This is a genomic window from Arsenophonus sp. PmNCSU2021_1 (genome assembly GCF_036919435.1).
GTDB lineage: Bacteria > Pseudomonadota > Gammaproteobacteria > Enterobacterales > Enterobacteriaceae > Arsenophonus > Arsenophonus nilaparvatae.
In genome coordinates this window covers 255899-280831 of record NZ_JAZHPL010000007.1, presented here as the reverse complement: position 1 = coordinate 280831, position 24933 = coordinate 255899, and the positions used below count along the sequence as shown (strand labels likewise).

Here is a 24933-nt window from a genome sequence, read left to right as displayed (position 1 = left end):
GTGTTCATATTTTGTCGGGTTATCCATGTATTAAAGATATCTATAAAACATTCTTACAAGTAAGCAGTTTAAGATACTCTGGTTTAGCGTTATCAGAAGTAAGCCCATCGCCTTTATCTCATGACACTGTTAGCCGATGGCTAAAAAGTAGATGTTTTAGACCTAAAGACCTATGGCGATTAGTTGAACCTTCTATAGACAAAAAAAGCCCTTGCGTACTAATTGCCGATGATACATTGATTGCCAAAACACGTAGTAAAAAAATAGAGATGGTCCATTATCAATATTCAGGTAATGAACATGAGGTTATTGCTGGCATAGGTTTAGTTAATTTGCTTTGGCATGATCTGACGAAGGTTGAATCAATTCCTATCAATTATCGTATTTATGATAAAGATTCTGATGGAAAAACAAAAAACACGCACTTTTCCGAAATGCTCACTCTTGCTAAAAAAAGAGGGATCATGCCAGAAGCGGTAGTGATGGATGCTTGGTATTCTAGCCTGGATAACCTGAAATCAATTCGCTCTCATGGTTGGATCTGGGTAACCACGCTGAGGAAAAATAGGATTGTTAACCATAACAAACAACTGAACAAGTTAGACATCTCAGAAGAAGGAACGTCAATACACTTGCGAGGATATGGTTGGGTAACCGTTTTCAAATTTACAGCCAAAAACGGCCGTATTGATTACATAGTAACAAACAAAGAGAATCCCACCCGTCAATACGTCAAATCTATCATGGATGCCCGTTGGTCTGTTGAAGTTTATCATCGAGAAGTTAAACAAAACTGTGGTATTGAACGCTGTCAGGCTCGCACGAGCCGAGCGCAAAGAAATCATATTTTTCTCGCTATTTCTGCGTGGTTTGAACAACATAAACGTCGTATATCTGAAAAAATAACCCTTTATCAACAAAATTGGGACGTAATCAAAAGTGCTATTACTGAGCAAATCCGTGTTTTATTAGCGTACCCAAATTAGTTTTGTGCGAAACTCGTGATTAAGCCATAATCAATAGAAAATCCCACGCAAATTGCGTGGGATTTTAGTGTTTTTGCGGTCTTTATAGATTGTGTTGAGATGTCATAAAGCCGGCCAGAATGTATCAAACATTAAACAAAAAGTTCATTACATCGCCATCTTGCACAATATAATCTTTCCCCTCGGCGCGCATTTTGCCGGCTTCTTTGGCGCCTTGCTCGCCGTTATAGTGAATAAAATCGGCAAATGAGATTGTCTGGGCGCGGATAAAACCTTTTTCAAAATCGGTATGAATTTTACCGGCCGCTTGTGGTGCGGTGGTACCAACAGGAATGGTCCAGGCGCGAACTTCTTTGACCCCGGCAGTGAAGTAAGTTTGTAAATTAAGTAACTTATAACCGGCGCGGATCACACGATTTAGTCCCGGTTCTTCAATACCTAACTCAGCCATAAATTCGTCGCGTTCATCTTCATCCAGTTCGGCGATATCGGCTTCAACGGCCGCACATAATGGCACCACCACCGAGCCCTCTTTTTCAGCAATGGCCCGCACTGCATCTAGGTGGCGATTGTTGTTAAAACCATCTTCACTCACATTAGCAATATACATAGTTGGTTTGAGGGTTAAAAAGCTGAGATAGCGGATGGCGGCTTTTTCTTCTTTACTTAACGCTAGAGTTCGTAGCATCTCTGCGTTTTCAAGATGCGGTAAACATTTTGTCAAAATGTCTAATTCAATTTTTGCTTCTTTGTCGCCACCTTTAGCTTTTTTCTGAATGCGATGAATAGCGCGCTCACAGGTATCTAAGTCAGCTAATGCCAATTCAGTATTAATGGTATCAATATCTGCTAGTGGATCAACCTGGCCGGCAACATGGATGATGTTATCATTGTCAAAACAGCGAACAACATGGCCGATCGCTTCAGTTTCACGGATGTTAGTTAAAAATTGATTGCCTAAACCTTCGCCTTTAGATGCGCCTTTTACCAGTCCGGCAATGTCGACAAACTCCATTGTTGTCGGTAGTACTCGCTGTGGTTTGACAATTTGCGCCAATTGATCAAGACGAGGATCGGGCATCGGTACTACACCGGTATTAGGCTCAATAGTACAAAAAGGGAAGTTTGCTGCCTCGATGCCGGCTTTGGTCAGAGCATTAAAAAGCGTTGATTTTCCTACATTGGGCAGACCAACGATACCGCATTTAAATCCCATAAAGATGTTACCTTAGTTTTTATCTGTTCAATCGCGTATCGCTAATTGATAAATATGAATGAATTTATCGATGATTATACACGTAAAAGTTAGCTTGCCGAAGATATGATGTAATAGTATTAACTCGATGCCTTAAAAGCGTGCAACTGATTTACTGCTTTATTAACGCCTTCATTAAGCAGGATTGGTGTACAACGTATTGCTTCATCAATGGTATCATCGATTAATTTTTGTTCCCGGAGGGTGGGTTTATTCAACACAAAGCCGACAACTTTATTTTTATCACCGGGATGACCAATACCAATGCGTAAACGATAAAAATTAGGGTTGTTGCCTAGTTTATTTTGAATATCTTTAAGACCATTATGTCCGCCATTGCTGCCACCTAATTTTATTTTGGCAGTGCCTGGCATTAAACCTAATTCGTCATGGGCGACAAGAATTTCAGCTGGCTTAATACGATAAAAACTGGCTAATGCTAACACTGATTTTCCACTAAGATTCATATATGTTGTCGGTATCAGTAAGCGAACATCATTATTTGCCAAGTTGATCCTGGCGGTATGACCAAAAAATTTACTTTCTTCTTTTAGTAATTGATTATGTTGTTTGGCTAATAATTCGACATACCAGGCGCCTGCATTATGCCGAGTTAACGTGTATTCAGAACCTGGGTTAGCCAGACCGACGATCAGTTTTATGTTACTCACCATATTCTTTCACTATTGAGTGGTTTTAATTAAAGAACATAGCTTACCTTTTCTGACAACCGACTACAAAAAGTTAAATTTGATGACAGTAGAATAGGTTGATCAGGTTAGCTGCATAATGGCTACTATTTTTTCAATAAAAATAGTTTTATGTATAGATTTGTGAATAAAATATTATCTAATGTGATCATTTCCTCAATCTGAGTCGGAAAACTATTACTATAATATAGCAAAGGAGTAGGTATTTTTATTATTCAATATTGTACATAGTGATAAGTATTTTGGAGGGTATGATATGAAAAGAAAACAGTCTTTTTTATTAGGTAATTGCTTGATGGTAACTGGCATGGCAATTATGGTGATCAGTATTGCATATAATATTTGCAATCATGTTTTTCAATTAAATCTACCCGAATATTTAGCACGAGTTTCGCACAAAACTAATTTGGGTACGCTAATAAAACAGGGATTTGCTCAGTAATAGCACTTTTGATTACGTCCCAATTTTGTTGATAAAGGGTTATTTTTTCAGATATACGACGTTTATGTTGTTCAAACCACGCAGAAATAGCGAGAAAAATATGATTTCTTTGCGCTCGGCTCGTGCGAGCCTGACAGCGTTCAATACCACAGTTTTGTTTAACTTCTCGATGATAAACTTCAACAGACCAACGGGCATCCATGATAGATTTGAGGTATTGACGGGTGGGATTCTCTTTGTTTGTTACTATGTAATCAATACGGCCGTTTTTGGCTGTAAATTTGAAAACGGTTACCCAACCATATCCTCGCAAGTGTATTGACGTTCCTTCTTCTGAGATGTCTAACTTGTTCAGTTGTTTGTTATGGTTAACAATCCTATTTTTCCTCAGCGTGGTTACCCAGATCCAACCATGAGAGCGAATTGATTTCAGGTTATCCAGGCTAGAATACCAAGCATCCATCACTACCGCTTCTGGCATGATCCCTCTTTTTTTAGCAAGAGTGAGCATTTCGGAAAAGTGCGTGTTTTTTGTTTTTCCATCAGAATCTTTATCATAAATACGATAATTGATAGGAATTGATTCAACCTTCGTCAGATCATGCCAAAGCAAATTAACTAAACCTATGCCAGCAATAACCTCATGTTCATTACCTGAATATTGATAATGGACCATCTCTATTTTTTTACTACGTGTTTTGGCAATCAATGTATCATCGGCAATTAGTACGCAAGGGCTTTTTTTGTCTATAGAAGGTTCAACTAATCGCCATAGGTCTTTAGGTCTAAAACATCTACTTTTTAGCCATCGGCTAACAGTGTCATGAGATAAAGGCGATGGGCTTACTTCTGATAACGCTAAACCAGAGTATCTTAAACTGCTTACTTGTAAGAATGTTTTATAGATATCTTTAATACATGGATAACCCGACAAAATATGAACACCCTGATTTTTTCTTGTTTTTAAATTTATACTTCTTTTTTGGAGATTGCGAAACTCGTGTTTAGCAGAAATATCACTGATTAGTCTTTTTATTGGTGCTTTGATTTGGTTAGCTGGTGCCAGAGTGAGTGGTCATGAGGGCATTGCTGATCGTTATTGGTGGCTGCGAAATTTTGACGAGCGCCATCGTCGATAATCTATCTTAAAGTAAAGAAAAACCCCGTGATAAATATCAAAGGGTTTTCGGTAGTACTAAGTTAATAAATGCGGCAGCTAAACATTTAACTGAGCGTAATTTATTATTTAGTGTTCAAACATCGCTGAGATTGACTCTTCGTTGCTGATCCTGCGAATGGCTTCAGCCAACATGCCTGATAGCGTTAATGAGCGAACCTTATTGAGCTGTTTGATTTCAGCTGATAAGGGAATAGTGTCACAAACAACCACCTCATCAATGACTGAATCTTTAATATTAGCGACGGCATTACCAGAAAATATGGGATGGGTAGCATATGCAAAGACCCGTTTAGCGCCTCGTTCCTTAAGTGCTTCAGCGGCTTTACACAAGGTACCACCGGTATCTATCATATCATCAACTAGTACACAGTCTCGATTGGCAACATCACCAATGATATGCATAACTTGGGAAACGTTTGCGCGTGGCCGACGTTTATCAATAATGGCCATATCGGTATCATTTAATAATTTGGCAATGGCGCGGGCGCGTACTACTCCGCCTATATCTGGTGAAACGACGATCGGATTGTCTAGATTTTGTTGTAGCATATCTTCTAACAAAATCGGACTACCAAAAACGTTATCTACCGGCACATCAAAAAACCCCTGGATTTGCTCGGCATGCAGATCGACAGTTAAGACCCGGTCAACACCGACACTGGAAAGAAAATCGGCCACTACTTTAGCGGTAATAGGCACACGTGCTGAACGTACACGGCGATCTTGACGTGCATAACCAAAATAGGGAATGACAGCGGTGATCCGACCAGCAGATGCACGGCGTAGTGCATCAACCATGACAACAAGCTCTATTAAATTGTCGTTTGTTGGGGCACACGTTGATTGTATGATGAAAATATCACCACCACGGACATTTTCATTAATTTGTACACTAACCTCACCATCACTAAAACGACCAACCGCAGCGTCGCCAAGGCTCGTATACAGTCGGTTGGCAACACGTTGAGCAAGTTCCGGTGTAGCATTACCAGCAAAAAGCTTCATATCAGGCACGTAAAAAACCTCAGGCTTGCGTCTATAAAGATATTATCGACCAAAAAATATTATTATTGATGATCTCGATATCAGGAAATCCCAGCGCGGAATGTATGCAAAGGAGACTGGTTAACGCCTTGCGCAACGAAACCCTGCACCCACTCTGGGGCTTTATTTAACACCTTACGGGCAGCAGCTTCAGTTTCGAATTCAGCAAAAACGCAAGCACCTGTGCCGGTAAGGCGTGATGATGTATATTCTAGCAGCCATGAAATAAGCTCTTCAACCTCAGGGAAACGTTTTCTTGCGATTGGTTCACAATCATTTGCGTATGGCCCTTGTAACAATGCGCTTAATGAGCGTTTTGCTGAATTACGTTTTAATTCCGGATCAGCAAAAATTTGTTGGGTAGCAATATTTATTCCAGGGTGGGCCACTAAATACCATTTTTCTGCAGGACTGGCTGGCAAAAGTTGATCACCGATGCCTTGCGCGAAAGCGGCATGACCTATTACGAATACCGCAACATCGGCGCCGAGCTGACGGCCAAGCTCGGCTAGGGTATTATCATCAATACGAGTTTGCCAATGGTGATTTAAGGCAATCAATGTGGTTGCTGCATTAGAAGAGCCACCGCCTAAACCACCACCGGTGGGTAATCTTTTCTTAACATAAATATCGGCACCTTGATGACTATCAGCGCGATCTACTTCAATGCAATAGCGTTGTAATAAGCGCGCTGCTTTAACAATAAGGTTATTTTCTGCTGACAGATTAGTAAAGGGTGTAAGCAGCCGAATTTGATTATCTTCACGTGGTTTGATGGTAATTTCATCACCATAGTTAAGAAATTGGAACAGAGTCTGAAGTTGATGGTAACCATCAGCTCGACGGCCGGTAATATAGAGAAATAAGTTAAGCTTTGCTGGAGAGGGCCAGGTTAATGTCATTCGTTTAGCGTCCAACTGTCCATTTTTAACTTAATACGTTGTTTACCTTGTGTTAATTCAATCCGGCTAGGTAGTTTAGGCTGACTATCCTGATGATAAGCAAGGTAGTTCAAATGCCAGGTTTCGCCATTTTGCCTATATTCGATGGTTTTTAACAGCCCATTTTCGTCTAGTGTGAATGATGTGGCATTAGTGGGTAAACCGATTAACCAATAGGGCAGGTTTTCAATCGGAATTTCCATACCTGTTAATTGATAAATCATCTGTGCTGGATGATGGTTGACATATTTTTTACCTTCTCTATCCATTAGCTGGGTAACGCCAGGGGTTACATTGAGCTCTAATTCTGTTGTTCCTAATGGATTGGTCAGTAACAGGCGGTAATTAGACAGCGTATATTGTTGCCAAAAGAATTTGGCATAGGTTTTATTATCTGGGCCAATATAGGCAAAAGCACCACGGGTTTGAAATTTTGTCAACTTGACCAGTTGCTGCTGGTGGTTTATCCATAATGGATTGGTTATTGAGCCGTTTTTTTCAGTTGTTAATTGTTGATTGAATGTACAGGCGGTCAAAAAAACAGCAATTAGTGGGATAAATTTGTAACAATAGTGACGTAAACTGGCAAACTGCTTGGCAATGAGTATCATTAAATATTTCCTATTCACACAAGTGGTATTAATTTGTTGATATCGATCAGAAAATTATTAAGGTGAATGTAACTACAATTGGGAAAAAATGCCCGAATTATTCATTTGCTTAGTTTAACATCTTTAATTGCCTAGTTGCATAAAGTAGAATACTACCTCAAAATTTCCTTATTAAAGTTATTGGTTTTATTTTTGTGTGCTTAACAGATGTTTAGAAACCATTTAGTTACTTGATTTAGTGAATATGACATTACTTGCACTCGGTATAAACCATAAAACCGCGCCTATAACGTTACGTGAACGGTTAATTTTTGGGCCGGAAAGAATTGAACACGCACTGGATAATTTACTTCAGCAGCCACTTGTTCATAGTGGCGTTGTGCTCTCTACATGTAACCGTACTGAGCTTTATCTATGCGTTGATTCACAAGAATCCCTACAAAATCAATTAATTGATTGGTTATGTAACTATCATCGTTTAAATTTAAATGATGTTAAAACAAGTATTTATTGGCACCAAGATAATGCTGCTGTTAGCCACTTAATGCGTGTTGCCAGTGGATTAGATTCATTAGTCTTAGGTGAGCCGCAAATTTTAGGTCAAGTTAAACAAGCATTTTCTAAATCTCAGCACTATACAAAGTTATCTAGTGAGTTAGAGCGTTTATTTCAACGCTCATTTTCAGTTGCTAAACGTATTCGTACGGAAACCGAAATTGGCGCTAATGCGGTTTCGGTTGCTTTTGTCGCTTGTACGCTAGCTCGTCAGATTTTTGAATCACTGTCTGAATTGCATATTTTACTGGTAGGTGCTGGCGAGACTATCGAACTGGCTGCGCGCCATCTGCGTGAACATCATGCTAAGCATTTGATTATCGCTAACCGAACTCGAGAACGCGCTGCACGTTTTGCTAATCAAGTTGGTGCGGAAGTTATCACTTTAGCTGAAATTGATACCCGTTTAGCCGACGCGGATATTGTGATTAGTTCTACTGTTAGCCCTTTACCGATCATTGGTAAAGGGATGGTTGAAAGGGCAATGAAAGTCCGCCGTAATAAGCCGATGTTGCTGATTGATATTGCTGTTCCGCGAGATATTGAACCTGATGTTGACAGATTAAATAATATTTATCTCTATAGCGTTGATGATTTGCATGCGATTGTGCAACGCAATGTCGAACAACGCAAAATGGCGGCAGTTCAGGCTGAGCTTATTGTTGAGCAAGAAAGTGCTTATTTTATGGATTGGTTGCGTTCTCAGTCATCAGTCAATACAATTCGTGATTATCGTGGTCAGGCAGAGCAAATTAGGGCTGAAATGGCAGAAAAAGCACTTGCTTCGCTGCGAAATGGTGCAGATAGCGAGCAAGTGATAAATCAATTGACCTATCAGTTAATGAATCGCCTGATCCACACACCAACCAAATCACTCCAGCAAGCAGCGACAGATGGTGATATTCACCGTCTTAATATTTTAAAAGATAGCTTAGGACTGGAGCAAAATTAAACTATCTTTAGTAAGGTCTAACATAACGAATGAAGTCTTCAATAATTGCTAAGTTAGAAGCATTGCAGGAACGCTACGAAGAAATTCAAGCACACCTGGTTGATGCTGAAGTGATCGCAGATCAAGAGCGTTTCCGGGCGTTGTCTAAGGAGTATGCACAGTTAACAGATGTAACCAAATGCTTTCAGTTATGGCGCACTGTTCAGCAAGATATTGAGACGGCTGAAATATTATTGCATGATCCTGAAATGCGCGAGATGGCTCAGGACGAATTAAAAGAAGCGAAAAAGCGTAATGAGGAATTTGAACAACAATTACAGATTTTGTTGTTACCAAAAGATCCCGATGATGAAAAAAATTGCTTTTTAGAAATTCGGGCCGGTACCGGTGGTGGTGAGGCGGCAATATTTGCCGGTGATCTTTTTAGAATGTATAGCCGCTATGCTGAATCCCGTCGCTGGCGAATTGAAGTTATGAATGCCAGTGAAGGAGAACACGGTGGTTACAAAGAAATTATCGCCAAAGTTTCTGGTGATAGTGTGTATGGCCGTCTAAAGTTTGAGTCAGGGGGACATCGTGTCCAGCGCGTACCGGAGACTGAATCTCAAGGGCGTATTCATACATCTGCTTGTACAGTAGCCATTCTGGCTGAAATTCCAGCAACAGAGCTACCGGATATCAACCCTAGTGACTTAAGAATTGATACTTTTCGTTCATCAGGCGCTGGCGGACAGCATGTTAATACCACTGACTCCGCGATCCGTATTACCCATATTCCAACTGGAATTGTGGTCGAGTGTCAGGATGAACGTTCTCAGCATAAAAATAAAGCCAAAGCGCTGTCAGTTTTAGCTGCCCGTATTCGTGCATCGGAAGTGCAAAAACGCCGTGAAGCAGAAGCGTCTGAGCGCCGTAATTTACTCGGCTCAGGTGATCGTTCCGATAGGATCAGAACTTATAATTTTCCCCAAGGCCGCATTACTGATCATCGTATCAATTTAACTCTCTATCGTTTAGATGAAGTGATAGAGGGAAAATTAGATATGTTAATTCAACCGATTATTAACGAATATCAAGCAGATCAACTCTCTGCTTTATCAGAGCAGGATTAATGAATTATCAGCATTGGTTATCCTATGCGGCTAATAAACTTTGTCATAGTGATAGCGCTAAACGTGATGCTGAAATTTTGTTGCAATATATAACCGGCAAAACACGGACTTTCCTTATTGCATTTGGCGAAACAGAATTAACCGTTAAGCAACAACAACAGCTTGAACATCTATTAGCTCGTCGGGCTAAAGGTGAGCCTATCGCCCATTTAGCAGAAGAAAAAGAGTTTTGGTCGTTACCAATGAAAGTTTCACCTGTTACGTTAATACCTCGTGCGGATACAGAGTGCTTAGTTGAGCGAGCATTACAATTATTACCAGAAAAGCAAGCAGTAAAAATATTAGATTTGGGGACGGGTACCGGTGCTGTGGCGTTAGCTTTAGCATCAGAATGTCCACAAGCGCAGATAGTTGGTATCGATATTAGTGATGCGGCAATTACGCTAGCCCAGCTTAATGCAAATAATTTGGTAATTAATAATGTCCAATTTTGCAAAAGTAATTGGTTTAGTTCACTACCTATTCAGCAATTTGATATGATTGTCAGTAATCCACCTTATATTGATGAATGTGATCCACATTTACAACAAGGTGATGTGCGTTTTGAACCTAAAACAGCATTAATATCGGCCAATCATGGGTTGGCTGATATTCAATTGATAATTGAACAATCGCGTAACTATTTAGCTAATAAGGGATGGCTTTTACTCGAACACGGGTGGTTGCAGGGAAGGCAAGTAAGGCAGTTATTTTCCTGTCATCATTATCAACAGGTAGTAACTTTTCAGGATTATGGTGGTAATGATCGTATTACAGTAGGTCAATGGAAATGTGATGAAAACCATAGCTGATTTTGAATTTAATAAAGCACCACTGAGCGAAGGTATTATACTTGTTTCACGGATTATTCGGCCAGATTTTCCTGTTGAACAAGTCAATGCACAACTTAGGCTTCTGGTTGCCGAAGCAAGACAAACAATACAAGCTGGTGATGGTATAGAAACGCAAGTATCTATATTACTAAAGTTGTTTTATCGAGACTGGCTTTTTAGCGGTGTAATGGGGGTTTATTCGCTTTCTGAGGCCCTTTGGCTGGATAAAGTGCTAATAGCAAGACAGGGGGCACCTGTTTCATTGGGAACAATTTTTTTGCATGTTGCCACTGAATTGCAGTTGCCGGTGATACCGATTATTTTTCTGACTCAGCTTATTCTATGTGTTCGCCGAGAAGATGGTACTTATTGGTATATTAACCCGATAAATGGTGAAACGCTCACCGAGCAGATGCTTGATTTATGGGTCAAGGGAACAATTAGCCCTTTTGCTCATTTGACGCGAAAAGACATAGAAGAAACTGCGCATAGAATTATCATACGAAAAATGTTTGATACAATAAAAGCAGCGTTGATGGAAGAAAAAAAATGGAACAAGCGCTAAGAGTTTGTGAAACATTATTAATTTTTGATCCGAAAGATCCTTATGAAATACGTGATAGAGGACTTATTTTTGCTCATCTTGAATGTAATCATGTTGCCATTTCTGATTTAAATTATTTTGTTGAGCAATGTCCAGAAGATCCTGTTTCCGAAATGATAAAAATGCAAATCTATTCAATAGAAGGGCAGCAGATTATATTGCATTGATCATTAAAAATCGTCACTAATTTGCTGTCATAGAAAAGGTAAAAGCATGCAATATAAAGTAGTCGCCGTTGATGATATCAAAGTGGCAAATAATCTACCATTTGTATTATTCGGTGGTATGAATGTGCTTGAATCGCGCGATTTGGCAATGAAGATTTGCGAACATTATGTCACCGTAACGGACAAGCTTAACATTCCTTATGTTTTTAAGGCTTCCTTCGACAAAGCGAACCGTTCTTCGATTCATTCTTATCGCGGCCCTGGGCTTGAAGAAGGAATGAAAATTTTTCAAGAAATCAAACAAACATTTGGCGTTAAAGTAATTACGGATGTTCATGAGCCAGCGCAAGCGGCACCGGTTGCTGAGGTGGTTGACGTTATTCAACTACCGGCTTTTTTAGCCCGGCAAACTGACCTGGTTGAAGCGATGGCCAAAACCGGTGCAGTCATTAATGTTAAAAAACCCCAATTTGTAAGCCCTGGACAAATGGGAAATATTGTTGAGAAATTTAAAGAAGCAGGTAATGAAAAAGTTATTCTCTGTGATCGTGGGGTAAACTTTGGTTATGATAATTTGGTTGTCGATATGTTAGGCTTCAATGTCATGATGAATGTATCAAAGGGTTCTCCGGTTATTTTTGACGTTACTCATGCATTGCAATGTCGTGATCCTTTTGGTTCTGCTTCCGGCGGTCGCCGTGCACAGGTTGCTGAGTTGGCGAGAGCGGGTATGGCAGTCGGTTTAGCGGGATTATTTCTGGAAGCACATCCTGATCCGGCTAACGCAAAATGTGATGGGCAATCAGCACTGCCATTAGCAAAATTAGCGCCATTTCTTGAACAGGTTAAAGCTATCGATGATTTGGTGAAAAGCTTTGCCCAATTAGATACCGCTAATTAATTGTTATTTTATGCAGTTAAATGATGTTGTTACTATGTTTGGGGCTGATCTTCAGCGCCGCTATGGTGAAAAAATTCATAAGATCAGTTTGCACGGTGGTTTTAATTGCCCTAATCGTGATGGCTCCTTAGGACGTGGCGGCTGTACCTTTTGCAATGTTGCTTCTTTTTCCGATGAGCAGCAACAGCAATTTTCCATCCAGCAACAGATAGCGCAAAAAGTAAAAAAAATCCATCGTGCTCAACGTTATCTGGCTTATTTTCAAGCTTATACCAATACTTATGCTGAAGTTTCAATTTTAAAGGAGTTATATCAACAGGCATTAAATCAGGCCAATATATTACGCGACCAGATTGTGTTTCGCAACCAGTATTGGATTTATTAGTAGAATATCATCAGCAAGGATATGAAATCTGGTTGGAACTAGGTTTACAAACATCCCATGATAAAACCCTAAAAAAGATCAATCGAGGCCATAATTTTGCCAGTTATCAAAAAATTGCTCAGATTGCCGGCAAAAAGGGATTAAATGTTTGTGTTCACCTAATTGTTGGCCTACCAGGTGAAACAGCTAGCGAAAATCTGCAAACAATATCTCGTGTTATCGATACTGGTGTTGATGGTATTAAATTGCATCCATTACATATTGTTGATGGTAGTATAATGGCGAAGGCTTGGCGTGCTGGGCGTTTGTTATAACTTGAGTTAACTGAGTACGTGGAAATGGCCGGAGAAATGATCCGTCACACACCAAAAAATATTATTTATCATCGTATTTGTGCCAATGCGCGTCGGCCGACTTTACTCGCGCCAGATTGGTGTGCAAATCGTTGGTTAGGCATGAATGCGTTATATCAATATCTCTGTCAGTATGGCGGCCAGGGCTCTGCAATTTAAGTTTGTGGAGGGAACTAAAATAGGTTGTTGGCAGATATTTTATATGGCGGTGAGGGAGGGATTCGAACCCTCGATACGTTTTCACGTATACACACTTTCCAGGCGTGCTCCTTCGGCCACTCGGACACCTCACCGGTTATTATTTTAATATAGTAGGATACTAGAATGATGGGGCGCTACTATAGGAAAAAGCAGACTAACCGTCAATAATATATTGCAACTTTTGTCTTTTTTTGCAGTTAATAAGATAAATAAAGAACAATTTGTTGAAAATATATTCGATATTACCGCCAAGGTTTTATTGTTCTTACTAACAAGTAAAATTATTAAATGCATAGCATAAGTTGGAAAAAATAATGAATGAATTTTCCGTGATTTGCCGAATACTAGGAACATTGTTTAATCGTTCCCCAGAGGATCCTATTACTAAACCTTTATTTGAATTGATTAGTCAAAATCAATTGAAATTATCTTGGCCTTTAGAACAAGATGAATTATTAACGCAACTAGCCGCTAGTAGCCAGGATTTAGCGTTAGTAATTAAAGATTTTAAGCAATTGTTTCTTGATCCTACCTCAGCTATTGCTAACGGCATTAGTCAATATAGTGAAATATCAGCAACGGCGGTTAATGAATTTTTAGTGGCAAATGGAATACCATTATCAGCGGAAAAAGCTGATCGTTTTGCAGCTTTATTATTGGCAGCATCTTGGTTGGAGGATAATGCAGCGCAGGATCCGCTATTAACACAAATTCAATTATTTGATCAGTTTATTTTATCTGCGAGTGAATCATTTTTTAGCCAAGTGGAAACCCATGCAGTAAGTGATTTTTATCCTACACGAGTTTCGCACAGGCCTATAAAATTCTAGAAATGGCTTAAAAGTAATGATTAATCTGCAAGTTACTGAAATGCATAAATTTACTTAATTTACAATAAGTTATATTTAATTTATAAGGTTTTATCTATTTACATATTATGCTGAATTAAACTTAAAAATAGAGCGTTTTTTTATTGGTGCGAAACTCGTGTCCTACACGAGTTTCGCAATCTCCAAAAAAGAAGTATAAATTTAAAAACAAGAAAAAATCAGGGTGTTCATATTTTGTCGGGTTATCCATGTATTAAAGATATCTATAAAACATTCTTACAAGTAAGCAGTTTAAGATACTCTGGTTTAGCGTTATCAGAAGTAAGCCCATCGCCTTTATCTCATGACACTGTTAGCCGATGGCTAAAAAGTAGATGTTTTAGACCTAAAGACCTATGGCGATTAGTTGAACCTTCTATAGACAAAAAAAGCCCTTGCGTACTAATTGCCGATGATACATTGATTGCCAAAACACGTAGTAAAAAAATAGAGATGGTCCATTATCGATATTCAGGTAATGAACATGATGTTATTGCTGGCATAGGTTTAGTTAATTTGCTTTGGCATGATCTGACGAAGGTTGAATCAATTCCTATCAATTATCGTATTTATGATAAAGATTCTGATGGAAAAACAAAAAACACGCACTTTTCCGAAATGCTCACTCTTGCTAAAAAAAGAGGGATCATGCCAGAAGCCGTAGTGATGGATGCTTGGTATTCTAGCCTGGATAACCTGAAATCAATTCGTTTTCATGGTTGGATCTGGGTAAACACGCTGAGGAAAAATAGGATTGTTAACCATAACAAACAACTGAACAAGTTAGACATCTCAGAAGAAGGAACGTCAATACACTTGCGAGGATATGGTTGGGTAACCGTTTTCAAATTTACAGCCAAAAACGGCCGTATTGATTACATAGTAACAAACAAAGAGAATCCCACCCGTCAATATCTCAAATTTATCATGGATGCCCGTTGGTCTGTTGAAGTTTATCATCGAGAAGTTAAACAAAACTGTGGTATTGAACGCTGTCAGGCTCGCACGAGCCGAGCGCAAAGAAATCATATTTTTCTCGCTATTTCTGCGTGGTTTGAACAACATAAACGTCGTATATCTGAAAAAATAACCCTTTATCAACAAAATTGGGACGTAATCAAAAGTGCTATTACTGAGCAAATCCGTGTTTTATTAGCGTACCCAAATTAGTTTTGTGCGAAACTCGTGTCCTACTCTCGTTATGATAACGGGTGAAGCTTTAGTTGCATTGCGAGAGGAGCTGGCTGACAATTAGTGACGCTGTAACTTATTCTTTAAATCTAACAGGCGAGTACATAGCGCCTGTTATTTCCTATTGACTACTAAGTTATTTATTCTACTAATGGAATAACTAACTTACCCGGTTTGACTTCAAGTCCTTTAGCGATTTTCTTGGCCAATGCTTCTGCTTTACTTTTTTCTGGTTGCAATAAATAGACAGGATTTTTTTCAAAATAGGCTTTTAAGGAGTTATTAACAATCGGCAGTATTGTGGTAATTGTACTGGCCATTTTTTCCGGTGTAATTTTTTGATCAGAGATTGTCAATTCTTTTAAATAGATAGCACCGGTAGCTACGTCAAAATAGGGCAGTGAAGTGATAGCTAAAGAGACTTCTGCATGTGTTGAACCTAATAGTGTTTCAAGCTTAATTTTAGCTACTCCCGTTAAGGTAATTTTATTCGGTTCAGTCCGACCAATTTGAGTAGCAAGATTGGCTAGATCGATACTAGCATCAGCAAGTCCGGCAATACCTATTTTTTTACTATAGTGGGTATGTTTGCTGAGATAGTTATTAATGGTATCTTCACTAATACTGAATTCGGTTAATTGATCGCATCCGGCTATCACTCCAGATAGTAACAATAGTGCTCCGACAAAAAAGTGCTTCATGTTTTGTTTTTCTCCTGTAATTTTGGTAGCAAGATTGTACACAACTATTTATCGTTATAAATGATAGTTTTTTTCTGCTGATTAAATTGTTGGTGCAAAGCCCATAAGGTTAATAATCCTATTATGGTTAACAGATGCCAAGGTAGTGCCGGTAAACCCCACCGATGTCCGATATCATATAGCCAGCCACCACCGATAAAGCCTATTGCACCACCTAAGGCATGGCCTAATCGGCTAAAACCCATATAACTGCCACGAGCATGAGGATCTGCCAGTGATGCGCTCAATGTTTCACGTGCTGGCTCAGCAGTGATGGTACCTAAATAAAACAGACTAATCAGGGTAAAAAGTAGCGTCAGTGAATGGGTAAAACCAATAGGAAGCATGGCCAGGTTCATCAGAAGTAAACCGGTCATTAACCGTTGTTCGAGGCGAAAATGCTTTTCACTCCAACGGGCGATGGGATAAAGTAAAGTTAAAGAGATAATGGCTTCAATGGCATACATCCATTTAATAGCCGTCGGTGAGCCGGCTATCTCATTAACGACAATCGGAAACATTAACATAACTTGTACGTATAAAATAAAATAGCCAGTCAGAGTAAGCACATATTTTAAAAAACGTTGATCGCGAAAAACTTTACCCATCCCGGTACGAATCGATATCCGGCTAGCCGAGATACGGTAAGCAGGCAACAGCCAGGCGTTTGAAATGGCTGCGATAATGAAAATTATCGTACCTGCCCAACAAACAAACTGAAAATCATACAGTAAAAGCCAGCCACCGAGCAGGGCTCCGAGAACAGCGCCGGCACTATCTTGCATTAATAATGAATAAAAACGCCCTCGTTCATGTGGTTTGGTCAGTTTAATGACTAAGGCGGTACGAGGAGGATCAAATAAAGTCCCGCCTAGGGCTGACAGAACGCAAGATAGCCACAAAATCCATGGAACGGTAGCCATGGCCATTAAAGCGAAACCGATAGCACGTAATAACATGCCTAGCACTATCATTGGCTTAGCGCCGAAACGATCGGCTATAGCACCGCCAAAAATGCTTAAACCTTGTTGAAATAATTGTCTAAGGGCAAGGGCAAAACCAACCACCAAGCCAGGCCAACCTAATTGCTCAACAAAGTGGATCGATATCAGTGGAAAGACGACAAAAAAACCCAACACGACTAACATATTATCGAGTAAAAGAAAATATTTACCGAGGGTTCGCGCTTGCGTTACCGGAGACATTGAACACCATTTGGCATCATACAGTGATATTTTGTAAATATAATACTAGTAAATTAACCTGAGTTCGGGATAAGAAATAAAGAGAAAGTCTTGATATTCAAATAGTTGAATGAGCCTGTTTTGTTAAAATACTCTAACAGTCTGGTTAAAGAGTAGAGCATTGTTAAACAATTATGGAAAATCTTACTGAACTTTATTGCCTGATGGATGATTTTTGCAAAGACTTCGAGCCAAAAATGCATGAATATTTGCTGACTAACGGTACTAAGCGTCGTAGACGGTCTACTCAGCTTTCGTTGGCGGAAATGATGACACTGGTTGTGTTGTTTCATCAACTCCGATTCAGGCAATTCAAGGTATTTTATCTCTATTATGTCCGCTTATATCTCCGGAAGGAATTTCCTAACTTGCCATCCTATTCACGCTGTGTAGAGTTACTTCCGCGTAGTGCCTTAGCGTTAACGGCACTGTTTGAGTCAATTAAGGGAAAATGCACGGGGCTATCGGTTGCCGATTCTACTCCGATAGCGGTGTGTGATAACTTACGGATCCGCAGACATAAAGTCTTCAATGGGATAGCTGAACGGGGAAAAAATTCAACAGGTTGGTTCTTTGGTTTCAAGCTTCATGTAATTATCAATCATTTGGGGGAAATACTCAGTTTTCGACTCACACCAGGAAACACCGATGATCGGAAACCATTGCCTGAGCTGACAAAGGATCTTTCTGGTTGTTTGTACGCAGATAAAGGGTATTTATCGGCTTCACTGAAACAGCAACTCAAAACGATGGGAATTAGCCTTATAACGAATATCAAGAAGAAAATGAAGCCTATTAAACAGACTTGTTTCGACAAAGCCATCTTGCGTCATCGTTCTGTCATTGAAACGGTATTTGATGAGTTAAAAAATCTTTGTCAAATAGAGCATACGCGACATCGCTCTCCGGCTAACTTTGTAGTGAATTTATTAGGCGGACTGGTTGCATATTGTTTAATGCCATCTAAACCAAAGATACCTGTTGCAGGTACGTATCTTCAAGTATAATTGATAATGCTTATCCCGAACTCAGGTTAGTAAATTAGATATACTTACTATTGTAAAAACAAAATATATTTATATTCAGCACCCAATATTCTGGAGTTGGCCGCGATGTTTGGATATCGAACCAGAAAGCCTGAATGTTATTCTGTTACTGAACGTTTGCTCCTACGGTTAGCTTGTGAAACCGATGCTTATCGTCTGGCTGATTATTATTACCGAAATGAAAATTTTTTAAAGCCATGGGAGCCTATTCGTGATAGCAGTTATTATCAGCCTGCTGCCTGGAGTAAACGTTTGCATATTATGGCAGAAATGCATCGTCGTAAAAGTGCTTTTCATTTTATATTATTAGATAAACGGCAAACTGAAGTTATTGGTGTAATTAATTTCAGTAATATTATTAGAGGGGCTTTTAAAGCTTGTTATCTGGGTTATTCAATCAGTGAAATGTGGCAAGGAAAGGGCTTGATGTATGAAGCATTAATGCCAACGATTCATTTTATGCAAGAACAGCAGCAGATGCATAGAATTATGGCAAATTATATGCCGCATAATCATCGCAGTGGTAATTTACTGAAAAAAATAGGTTTTAAGCCAGAGGGATATGCAAAAGCTTATTTACAAATTAATGGTGAATGGCAGGATCATATTTTAATGTCACTCATTACAAAAAATAATCAGAGTTGAATTATTTTATATAAAAACAGAATACTAAGTGGACAAAAATCAACAGATTTAGACTTACTTTTAATATATTAAATTTTACTTGTTAATCATAATTTGCTTACTATTTTTTATCTTTAAAGAAGGCATTAATATGATAGGACAAGTCACGAATCATCAACCGTTTGTTACTAAAATTGGTCGTATCGAAGATTTGTTTTACTGCCATTTAGATATACATACGAACAATGTTCTGGCAAATGTTAAACAATAAGGTAAAAGCTCCATTAAATGATATTATTGTAAAAAACAACGAAATGTTTGGTTTTAATTATTACCAGCAAAATCCATATGAAGAAAAAATATTGCTGGAAAGTAGAAAAGGTTATTGTGGTGAATGTTGCGATGAAGTATTAAAACATATTAATAATTATTATTATGAAAAAGTTAACCCAACAAAAGAACACTTTTTTGTTTTAAGTAAGGATCAAGCTGAAATTATTGAACTATCTTATAAGCAAATGTTTTTTAACGCAAATGCATTAGAAATGGAGTTTGATAAAATCAATGACATTCTAAAAATATTTCCTGATGTCTTTGTTGGTAATAAAAATGATTTTAATAATATGATAATGCTAATTTGTGATATTTTAAACATTAGTAAACCACAGACCCTTCAATACTGGAATATATCAGATACAACGCGCCAATCGGATGATAAATACATGTTTCGACGAGAATCAATCTCAAAGCCCGAAAGCATAATTTACCAGACTCACTTTGTTTAACGGGTAATTAAAACATCGTTGGAAAATCTGAGCTACATCGCTTTGCTTTGGTAAAAATAGTTATTCTAATTCATGGTCATGCTCACAGGTCGCTGATACACTTTATCAATCTATTATGGCCATCATTAATAAAGATATTGCATGAATTTACTAAAATCGTTAGCAGCGATAAGCTCTATGACTATGTTTTCCCGCATCTTAGGATTTATTCGTGATGCGATTATCGCGCGTTTTTTTGGTGCTGGAGCGGCGACAGACGCTTTTTTTGTTGCTTTTCGATTACCAAATCTTTTGCGCCGAATTTTTGCCGAAGGCGCATTTTCCCAAGCATTTGTCCCTATCTTAGCAGAATATAAAAACCAGCAGGGTGATGAGGCTACTCGCACTTTTATTGCGTATGTTTCCGGTTTATTAACATTAATTTTGGCCATCGTTACATTGGCAGGAATATTAGCGGCACCATGGATTATTTATATTACGGCCCCCGGTTTTACTGATACACCGGATAAATTTGATTTAACCGTTCGTTTATTTAGAATCACTTTTCCTTATATTTTATTGATCTCTTTAGTATCGTTGGCTGGTGCTATTTTAAATACTTGGAACCGTTTTTCTGTTCCTGCTTTTGCGCCTACTTTACTTAATATCAGTATGATTATATCAGTACTGTTTTTGGCGCCATATTGTGAACCACCTATTATAGCGTTAGGGTGGGGAGTTTTTGCCGGTGGTATTTTACAGTTGCTGTATCAATTACCTTATTTACAAAAAATTGGCATGTTAGTTTTACCGCGTATCTCTTTTCGCAATAGCGGTGTGTGGCGAGTATTGAAGTTAATGGGGCCGGCGATTATTGGTGTTTCTGTAAGCCAGATTTCATTAATTATTAATACTATTTTTGCCTCATTTTTACAATCAGGCTCTGTCTCGTGGATGTATTATGCTGACCGATTGATGGAGCTCCCTACCGGTGTTTTAGGAGTAGCACTTGGTACTATTTTATTACCTTCGCTGGCGAAGAGTTTTTCAACCGGTGATCATAAAGAATATCAGCGCCTAATGGACTGGGGGTTACGGCTTTGCTTTTTATTAGCGCTACCATGTGCGATTGCGCTGGCTATTCTAGCCGAACCGTTGACAGTGTCGCTTTTTCAGTATGGCAATTTTACCGCCTACGATGCGGTAATGACTCAACGGGCATTAATTGCTTACTGTGTCGGCTTAATGGGGTTAATTGTCGTTAAGGTATTAGCGCCAGGGTTCTATTCGAGACAGGATATTAAAACACCGGTTAAAATCGCGATTATTACCTTAATTTTGACACAATTAATGAACTTTGTCTTTATTGGTTCGCTCAAACATGCAGGATTGGCCTTATCAATTGGCTTAGCGGCATGCTTTAATGCTTTGATGCTGTATTGGCAGTTACGTCGCCAGGCAATTTTTTCTCCCTTAGCTGGTTGGGGAAAATTTTTGCTCAAGTTAATCGCAGCTTTAATTGTTATGGTAGCGGTATTGTTGTTGCTATTAAATTTTATGCCGCCATGGGAGCAGGGAAATATGCTGATGAGGATCACGCGGTTGTTACTGGTGGTTTTTGCCGGTGCAATGAGTTACTTTGCTGCGTTGTTTATTTTTGGTTTTCGTTTGCGAGATTTTTCACAGCGGGCTATTTAATACAAATAAATCTGGTTAAGTGATCATTTGTTGGATGAAAAAGCGTAACCGCGCTTTTTCATTACCAATCGAAGCAGGCTGGCTGACTTTACAATTTGAAAACGGTATTGGGAATAAACAGAATTGGTGCGTCCGAGTGGACTCGAACCACCGACCCCCACCATGTCAAGGTGGTGCTCTAACCAACTGAGCTACGGACGCAATAAAAATTGCTATGGCGATAATGTGGAAACGAATATTAACGGGTAGTTGCCATTCTGGCAAGGGAAAAAATGCAATTTTACGTCTAACTGCTCGTATTTAATGCTATTTAGCATAAAAGCGCAATTTTTAATTTTTTATACCTTATACCCGTTTGACAACATAGCTATCTAGAGGAATGTCGTAATACAAATTCGTTTGGCTGACGTTGAAGCCATAATATGCGAGAAAGTATCATGATAGCTGATGCCGTTAAGCCAATAATAAAACCGCTCCAAAAACCTTTTGGTCCCAGATGCGGCACAATAAAGTCAGTTAAACCAAGTAGATAACCTGTTGGTAGGCCGAGCAGCCAGTAAGCAATGAAAGTGATAAAGAAAATTGAACGGGTATCTTTATAACCGCGTAATATACCGGCGCCAATGATTTGAATAGCATCGGAAATCTGATAGATAGCAGCGAATAACATCAATTGTGAAGCCAATAGGACGACTTCCGGATTGCGATTATACATTAATGCGATCTGCTCTCTAAGTGACACTGTCACAATTGCGGTGCAGCAAGCTATCGTTAAACCTACCATAATGCTGGCATAGGCGGATATTTTTGCCTTTTCCGTTGAAGCGCTACCTAAATTATAACCGACCCGGATCGTTGCTGCGATACCAAGAGAAATAGGAAACATAAACATTAACGAACTAAAATTTAAAGCTACCTGGTGTCCTGCGACAGCGATAATACCTAATGGCGCGACCAGTAAGGCGACAATAGCAAACAGAGTGACTTCGAAGAAATAGGCTAGACCAATAGGTAAACCTAACGCGAACAGGCGCTTTAATAAAGAGAAGTCAGGTAATGCAAACTGTTTATTAGCACGGATATCACGTTGTGAAGGAGTATGGCGTATATACCCGCGCATCAAAAGAAACATAGCCCAATATACCGAGGTAGTCGCTACCCCACAGCCGACGCCACCAAGAGCTGGTGCCCCAAAATGGCCATAGATAAAAATATAGTTGATAGGTATGTTAATAAATAAACCAAGGAAACCAATAAACATGCCGGGTTTTGTTTTAGATAACCCATCGCACTGACTACGTAAAACTTGATAAAAAAGATAACCTGGTGCTCCCCACATAATAGCACGCAGAAACCGCACCGCTTTATTTGCCAGTTCAGGATCAATATTAGGCATATTATTTATAATATGGTGAGCATTATAAATAACAGCCATGACCAAAAGTGATAAAAAGAAAGCTAGCCATAAGCCTTGTTGTATATGATTGCCGATAACTTGGCGTCGGCCTGAACCATTTAATTGCGCTACCACTGGTGTTAAAGCCATTAATAAGCCGTGGCCAAACAAAATAGCAGGTAACCAGATAGACGTTCCTACCGCAACGGCTGACATATCTATTTCACTGACTTTGTCAGCCATTACTGTATCGACAAAACCCATTGCGGTTTGTGAGAATTGAGCAAGAATAATTGGAATACCTAATGCTAATAGGCTGTGTGCCTCTTTAAAATATTTATTCACCCACCATATACCTTATTGAAAATGAATAGAAAACGAAAAGAATTGAACCCTTAAAAATTTGCTTATTGTATCGATTTGGTGAAGTTATAGCTATAAATAGATAGAAAGCTGTCATATTTATTGTTTCTAGAGTGCTTATCTAGCATAACTAGCGTAGAACGAGTTTTAATCTTTTATTAAAATAGGGAACTCAATATATGTATACAGGCATTGTGAAAGGAAAAGGAACACTAGTTGCGGTGGAAGATAGCGTTAATTTTCGTACTTATACTGTCCAATTTCCCACTGAATTACTCGCAGATTTAGAAACAGGTGCTTCTGTTGCTAATAATGGATGCTGTTTAACTGTTACCCATATTGATGGCGATAAGGTGAGTTTTGATTTAATGAAGGAGACTTTGCGACTGACAAACTTAGGCAGTTTAAAATTAGGCGATATGATTAATTTAGAAAGATCAGCAAAATATGGTGATGAAATTGGTGGCCATGTTATGTCGGGTCACATCATTACTACTGCCGAAGTAGCCAAAATTTTTAAAGCTGAAAATAATCTCCAAATTTGGTTTTATGTGCATGATAAACAATTAATGAAATATATTTTGCATAAGGGCTTTATCGGCGTTGATGGAATTAGCTTAACTGTAGGAGATGTTGTCAATAATCGTTTTTGTGTCCATCTGATCCCGGAAACCATTGCGCGCACCACAATTGCAGAAAAGCGTCTTGGAGAAAAGGTTAATATTGAAATTGATGCCCATACCCAAGCGATAGTTGATACTGTTGAGCGAGTGATGGCCCAAAAAATATAATCATAGAGCGTATTTTAAATAGTCGTCACGCTATTTTAATTAGGTTAAGTAATAGCTAAAAGAAGAAACAGGATTTTATAAACAATTGACCAAGGTTTCTTCTTATTAGAAAAGTGTTAATGTCAAAAGTAGTTTCCTATGTCTAATTTACTTATCTGTAACTAAGTGATATCTGCAAATAAGCTCTTCGATAAACATCAAATCACTTCACTCAAAATGGCTCGCCAAGACAAATTGGCTAATTCACGAGTTTCGCACCAATAAAAAAACGCTCTATTTTTAAGTTTAATTCAGCATAATATATAAATAGATAAAACCTTATAAATCAAATACAACTTATTGTAATTTAAGAAAATTCATGTGTTTTAGTAACTTGCAGATTGATCATTGCTTTTAAGCCATTTCTAGAATTTTATATGCCTGTGCGAAACTCGTGTAATTGTTTTATCTTTCCTTTCCTGGCTCAGGCTATTGCTCATTCAAAAGCGTCTTTATAGAAGAAGTATGACTGAGCTATTGAATGAAATTGTCAAATAACTGCTATTTCATTTTGTCCATAACCAATTGATAGTGATTGTAAATTCCCTCATTCAGCAAGCTAATGCAAAAAAACAATAGAATTTATCATTGAGATAGAGAACCATAAGCAACGCTAATGACAATAGTGTGACAAAAAGAAAAACAAGAATTCAAAAAGGTAACGTGAACGCATTCAGCAACGGATACTAAAGTGGTGTGGTTTTATCATAATTTTGAGTTAAAGCGTGAACATTTTAATCTATACAAATTATTTGAGGTTACAATGAAGATAACAATTGTCCGTGATTTGGTAGAATTTATCGAGTTTTTAGGCGTTGATTTAGCATTTGGGGTATCTGGCGGTTTTGTAATGCCGATATGGCAAGAACTTACTAGATCAAAAAAATAAATGTTATA

24 protein-coding genes, 2 tRNA genes and 2 pseudogenes are annotated in these 24933 nt (G+C 38.7%); 17 read left to right on the top strand and 11 right to left on the bottom strand.

Features of this window, described 5'->3' with window-relative positions; all coding sequences use genetic code 11:
* Positions 1–11 precede the first annotated feature (11 nt).
* The gene (locus V3224_RS19020; protein WP_334472272.1) at positions 12–986 is read left to right on the top strand and encodes an IS701 family transposase; all 975 of its coding nucleotides are present in this window, start codon (positions 12–14) and stop codon (positions 984–986) included.
* A gap of 124 nt (positions 987–1110) precedes the next feature.
* Here the strand turns inward: V3224_RS19020 and ychF are convergent, their stop codons facing one another.
* Together ychF and pth are read right to left on the bottom strand one after the other, a co-directional pair.
* Positions 1111–2202 (bottom strand): redox-regulated ATPase YchF, encoded by a 1092-nt coding sequence (gene ychF, locus V3224_RS19015; protein WP_334472271.1) that lies wholly within the window; start codon positions 2200–2202, stop codon positions 1111–1113.
* Positions 2203–2321: 119 nt separating this feature from the next.
* On the bottom strand, positions 2322–2912 hold the full coding sequence (gene pth / locus V3224_RS19010) for an aminoacyl-tRNA hydrolase (RefSeq protein ID WP_334472270.1): 591 nt from the start codon (positions 2910–2912) through the stop codon (positions 2322–2324).
* 295 nt (positions 2913–3207) lie between these two features.
* On the opposite strand from pth, the gene V3224_RS19005 reads away from it, so the two are divergent.
* On the top strand, positions 3208–3393 hold the full coding sequence (locus tag V3224_RS19005; protein WP_334472269.1) for a DUF2583 family protein: 186 nt from the start codon (positions 3208–3210) through the stop codon (positions 3391–3393).
* Here the strand turns inward: V3224_RS19005 and V3224_RS19000 are convergent.
* Positions 3353–4327: an IS701 family transposase gene (locus tag V3224_RS19000; protein ID WP_334472268.1), complete on the bottom strand. Its 975-nt coding sequence runs from the start codon at positions 4325–4327 to the stop codon at positions 3353–3355. The two genes, V3224_RS19005 and V3224_RS19000, sit on opposite strands and share 41 nt — an antisense overlap.
* 55 nt (positions 4328–4382) lie before the next feature.
* On the opposite strand from V3224_RS19000, the gene V3224_RS18995 reads away from it, so the two are divergent.
* Complete coding sequence (locus V3224_RS18995; protein WP_442890711.1) at positions 4383–4532, top strand: DUF2583 family protein; 150 nt, start codon at positions 4383–4385, stop codon at positions 4530–4532.
* Between the two features lie 107 nt (positions 4533–4639).
* Here V3224_RS18995 and prs read toward each other — a convergent pair whose 3' ends face one another.
* The 3 genes from prs to lolB all read right to left on the bottom strand — a co-directional run bounded on the left by prs (position 4640) and on the right by lolB (position 7169).
* Positions 4640–5587 carry a ribose-phosphate diphosphokinase gene (gene prs / locus V3224_RS18990; RefSeq protein WP_334472267.1) on the bottom strand — a complete coding sequence of 316 codons (948 nt, stop codon included), beginning with the start codon at positions 5585–5587 and terminating at the stop codon, positions 4640–4642.
* 71 nt (positions 5588–5658) lie between these two features.
* Positions 5659–6519 carry a 4-(cytidine 5'-diphospho)-2-C-methyl-D-erythritol kinase gene (gene ispE / locus V3224_RS18985; protein ID WP_334472266.1) on the bottom strand — a complete coding sequence of 287 codons (861 nt, stop codon included), beginning with the start codon at positions 6517–6519 and terminating at the stop codon, positions 5659–5661.
* The gene (lolB, locus tag V3224_RS18980) at positions 6516–7169 is read right to left on the bottom strand and encodes a lipoprotein insertase outer membrane protein LolB (protein ID WP_052044920.1); all 654 of its coding nucleotides are present in this window, start codon (positions 7167–7169) and stop codon (positions 6516–6518) included. Before lolB ends, ispE begins: the two co-directional genes overlap by 4 nt.
* Positions 7170–7413: 244 nt before the next feature.
* On the opposite strand from lolB, the gene hemA reads away from it, so the two are divergent.
* The 6 genes and pseudogenes from hemA to V3224_RS18950 all read left to right on the top strand — a co-directional run bounded on the left by hemA (position 7414) and on the right by V3224_RS18950 (position 13229).
* Complete coding sequence (gene hemA, locus V3224_RS18975; RefSeq protein WP_334472265.1) at positions 7414–8676, top strand: glutamyl-tRNA reductase; 1263 nt, start codon at positions 7414–7416, stop codon at positions 8674–8676.
* A gap of 29 nt (positions 8677–8705) precedes the next feature.
* Positions 8706–9788, top strand: a complete 1083-nt coding sequence (gene prfA, locus V3224_RS18970; RefSeq protein WP_334472264.1) for a peptide chain release factor 1 — start codon at positions 8706–8708, stop codon at positions 9786–9788.
* Positions 9788–10639: a peptide chain release factor N(5)-glutamine methyltransferase gene (prmC, locus tag V3224_RS18965; RefSeq protein ID WP_334472263.1), complete on the top strand. Its 852-nt coding sequence runs from the start codon at positions 9788–9790 to the stop codon at positions 10637–10639. Before prfA ends, prmC begins: the two co-directional genes overlap by 1 nt.
* Positions 10623–11431: pseudogene (sirB1, locus tag V3224_RS18960) on the top strand (invasion regulator SirB1). The gene prmC and the pseudogene sirB1 overlap by 17 nt, the downstream one beginning before the upstream one ends.
* 46 nt (positions 11432–11477) lie before the next feature.
* Complete coding sequence (kdsA, locus tag V3224_RS18955; protein ID WP_334472262.1) at positions 11478–12332, top strand: 3-deoxy-8-phosphooctulonate synthase; 855 nt, start codon at positions 11478–11480, stop codon at positions 12330–12332.
* Between the two features lie 10 nt (positions 12333–12342).
* Positions 12343–13229 (top strand): annotated as a pseudogene (locus V3224_RS18950) (TIGR01212 family radical SAM protein).
* Positions 13230–13273: 44 nt separating this feature from the next.
* On the opposite strand, the gene V3224_RS18945 reads toward V3224_RS18950, so the two are convergent.
* Positions 13274–13363 (bottom strand) — tRNA-Ser (locus V3224_RS18945).
* 210 nt (positions 13364–13573) lie between these two features.
* Between V3224_RS18945 and V3224_RS18940 the strand changes: the two genes are divergently transcribed.
* Complete coding sequence (locus V3224_RS18940; RefSeq protein WP_334472261.1) at positions 13574–14101, top strand: molecular chaperone; 528 nt, start codon at positions 13574–13576, stop codon at positions 14099–14101.
* 234 nt (positions 14102–14335) lie between these two features.
* The gene (locus tag V3224_RS18935; protein WP_334472260.1) at positions 14336–15310 is read left to right on the top strand and encodes an IS701 family transposase; all 975 of its coding nucleotides are present in this window, start codon (positions 14336–14338) and stop codon (positions 15308–15310) included.
* A 161-nt stretch (positions 15311–15471) separates the two neighbouring features.
* On the opposite strand, the gene V3224_RS18930 is transcribed toward V3224_RS18935, so the two are convergent.
* On the bottom strand, positions 15472–16032 hold the full coding sequence (locus V3224_RS18930) for a lipoprotein (protein WP_334472291.1): 561 nt from the start codon (positions 16030–16032) through the stop codon (positions 15472–15474).
* A 44-nt stretch (positions 16033–16076) separates the two neighbouring features.
* Complete coding sequence (gene mdtH, locus V3224_RS18925; RefSeq protein ID WP_334472259.1) at positions 16077–17276, bottom strand: multidrug efflux MFS transporter MdtH; 1200 nt, start codon at positions 17274–17276, stop codon at positions 16077–16079.
* A 173-nt stretch (positions 17277–17449) separates the two neighbouring features.
* Here mdtH and V3224_RS18920 point away from each other — a divergent pair, with 173 nt between their 5' ends.
* The 4 genes from V3224_RS18920 to murJ all read left to right on the top strand — a co-directional run bounded on the left by V3224_RS18920 (position 17450) and on the right by murJ (position 21447).
* On the top strand, positions 17450–18322 hold the full coding sequence (locus tag V3224_RS18920; protein WP_334467716.1) for an IS982 family transposase: 873 nt from the start codon (positions 17450–17452) through the stop codon (positions 18320–18322).
* A gap of 105 nt (positions 18323–18427) precedes the next feature.
* Complete coding sequence (gene rimJ, locus V3224_RS18915; protein WP_334472258.1) at positions 18428–19006, top strand: ribosomal protein S5-alanine N-acetyltransferase; 579 nt, start codon at positions 18428–18430, stop codon at positions 19004–19006.
* A 236-nt stretch (positions 19007–19242) separates the two neighbouring features.
* Positions 19243–19770 carry a hypothetical protein gene (locus V3224_RS18910; RefSeq protein WP_334472257.1) on the top strand — a complete coding sequence of 176 codons (528 nt, stop codon included), beginning with the start codon at positions 19243–19245 and terminating at the stop codon, positions 19768–19770.
* A 141-nt stretch (positions 19771–19911) separates the two neighbouring features.
* Positions 19912–21447 (top strand): murein biosynthesis integral membrane protein MurJ, encoded by a 1536-nt coding sequence (murJ, locus tag V3224_RS18905; RefSeq protein WP_334472256.1) that lies wholly within the window; start codon positions 19912–19914, stop codon positions 21445–21447.
* A gap of 124 nt (positions 21448–21571) precedes the next feature.
* Here murJ and V3224_RS18900 read toward each other — a convergent pair.
* Together V3224_RS18900 and V3224_RS18895 are read right to left on the bottom strand one after the other, a co-directional pair.
* Positions 21572–21648: transfer RNA gene (locus tag V3224_RS18900), tRNA-Val, on the bottom strand.
* Positions 21649–21814: 166 nt separating this feature from the next.
* Positions 21815–23188: an MATE family efflux transporter gene (locus V3224_RS18895; protein ID WP_334472255.1), complete on the bottom strand. Its 1374-nt coding sequence runs from the start codon at positions 23186–23188 to the stop codon at positions 21815–21817.
* Between the two features lie 197 nt (positions 23189–23385).
* Between V3224_RS18895 and V3224_RS18890 the strand changes: the two genes are divergently transcribed.
* Together V3224_RS18890 and V3224_RS18885 are read left to right on the top strand one after the other, a co-directional pair.
* Complete coding sequence (locus tag V3224_RS18890; protein WP_334472254.1) at positions 23386–23997, top strand: riboflavin synthase subunit alpha; 612 nt, start codon at positions 23386–23388, stop codon at positions 23995–23997.
* Positions 23998–24730: 733 nt separating this feature from the next.
* Positions 24731–24925 (top strand): hypothetical protein, encoded by a 195-nt coding sequence (locus tag V3224_RS18885; RefSeq protein ID WP_334472253.1) that lies wholly within the window; start codon positions 24731–24733, stop codon positions 24923–24925.
* Positions 24926–24933: the final 8 nt, after the last annotated feature.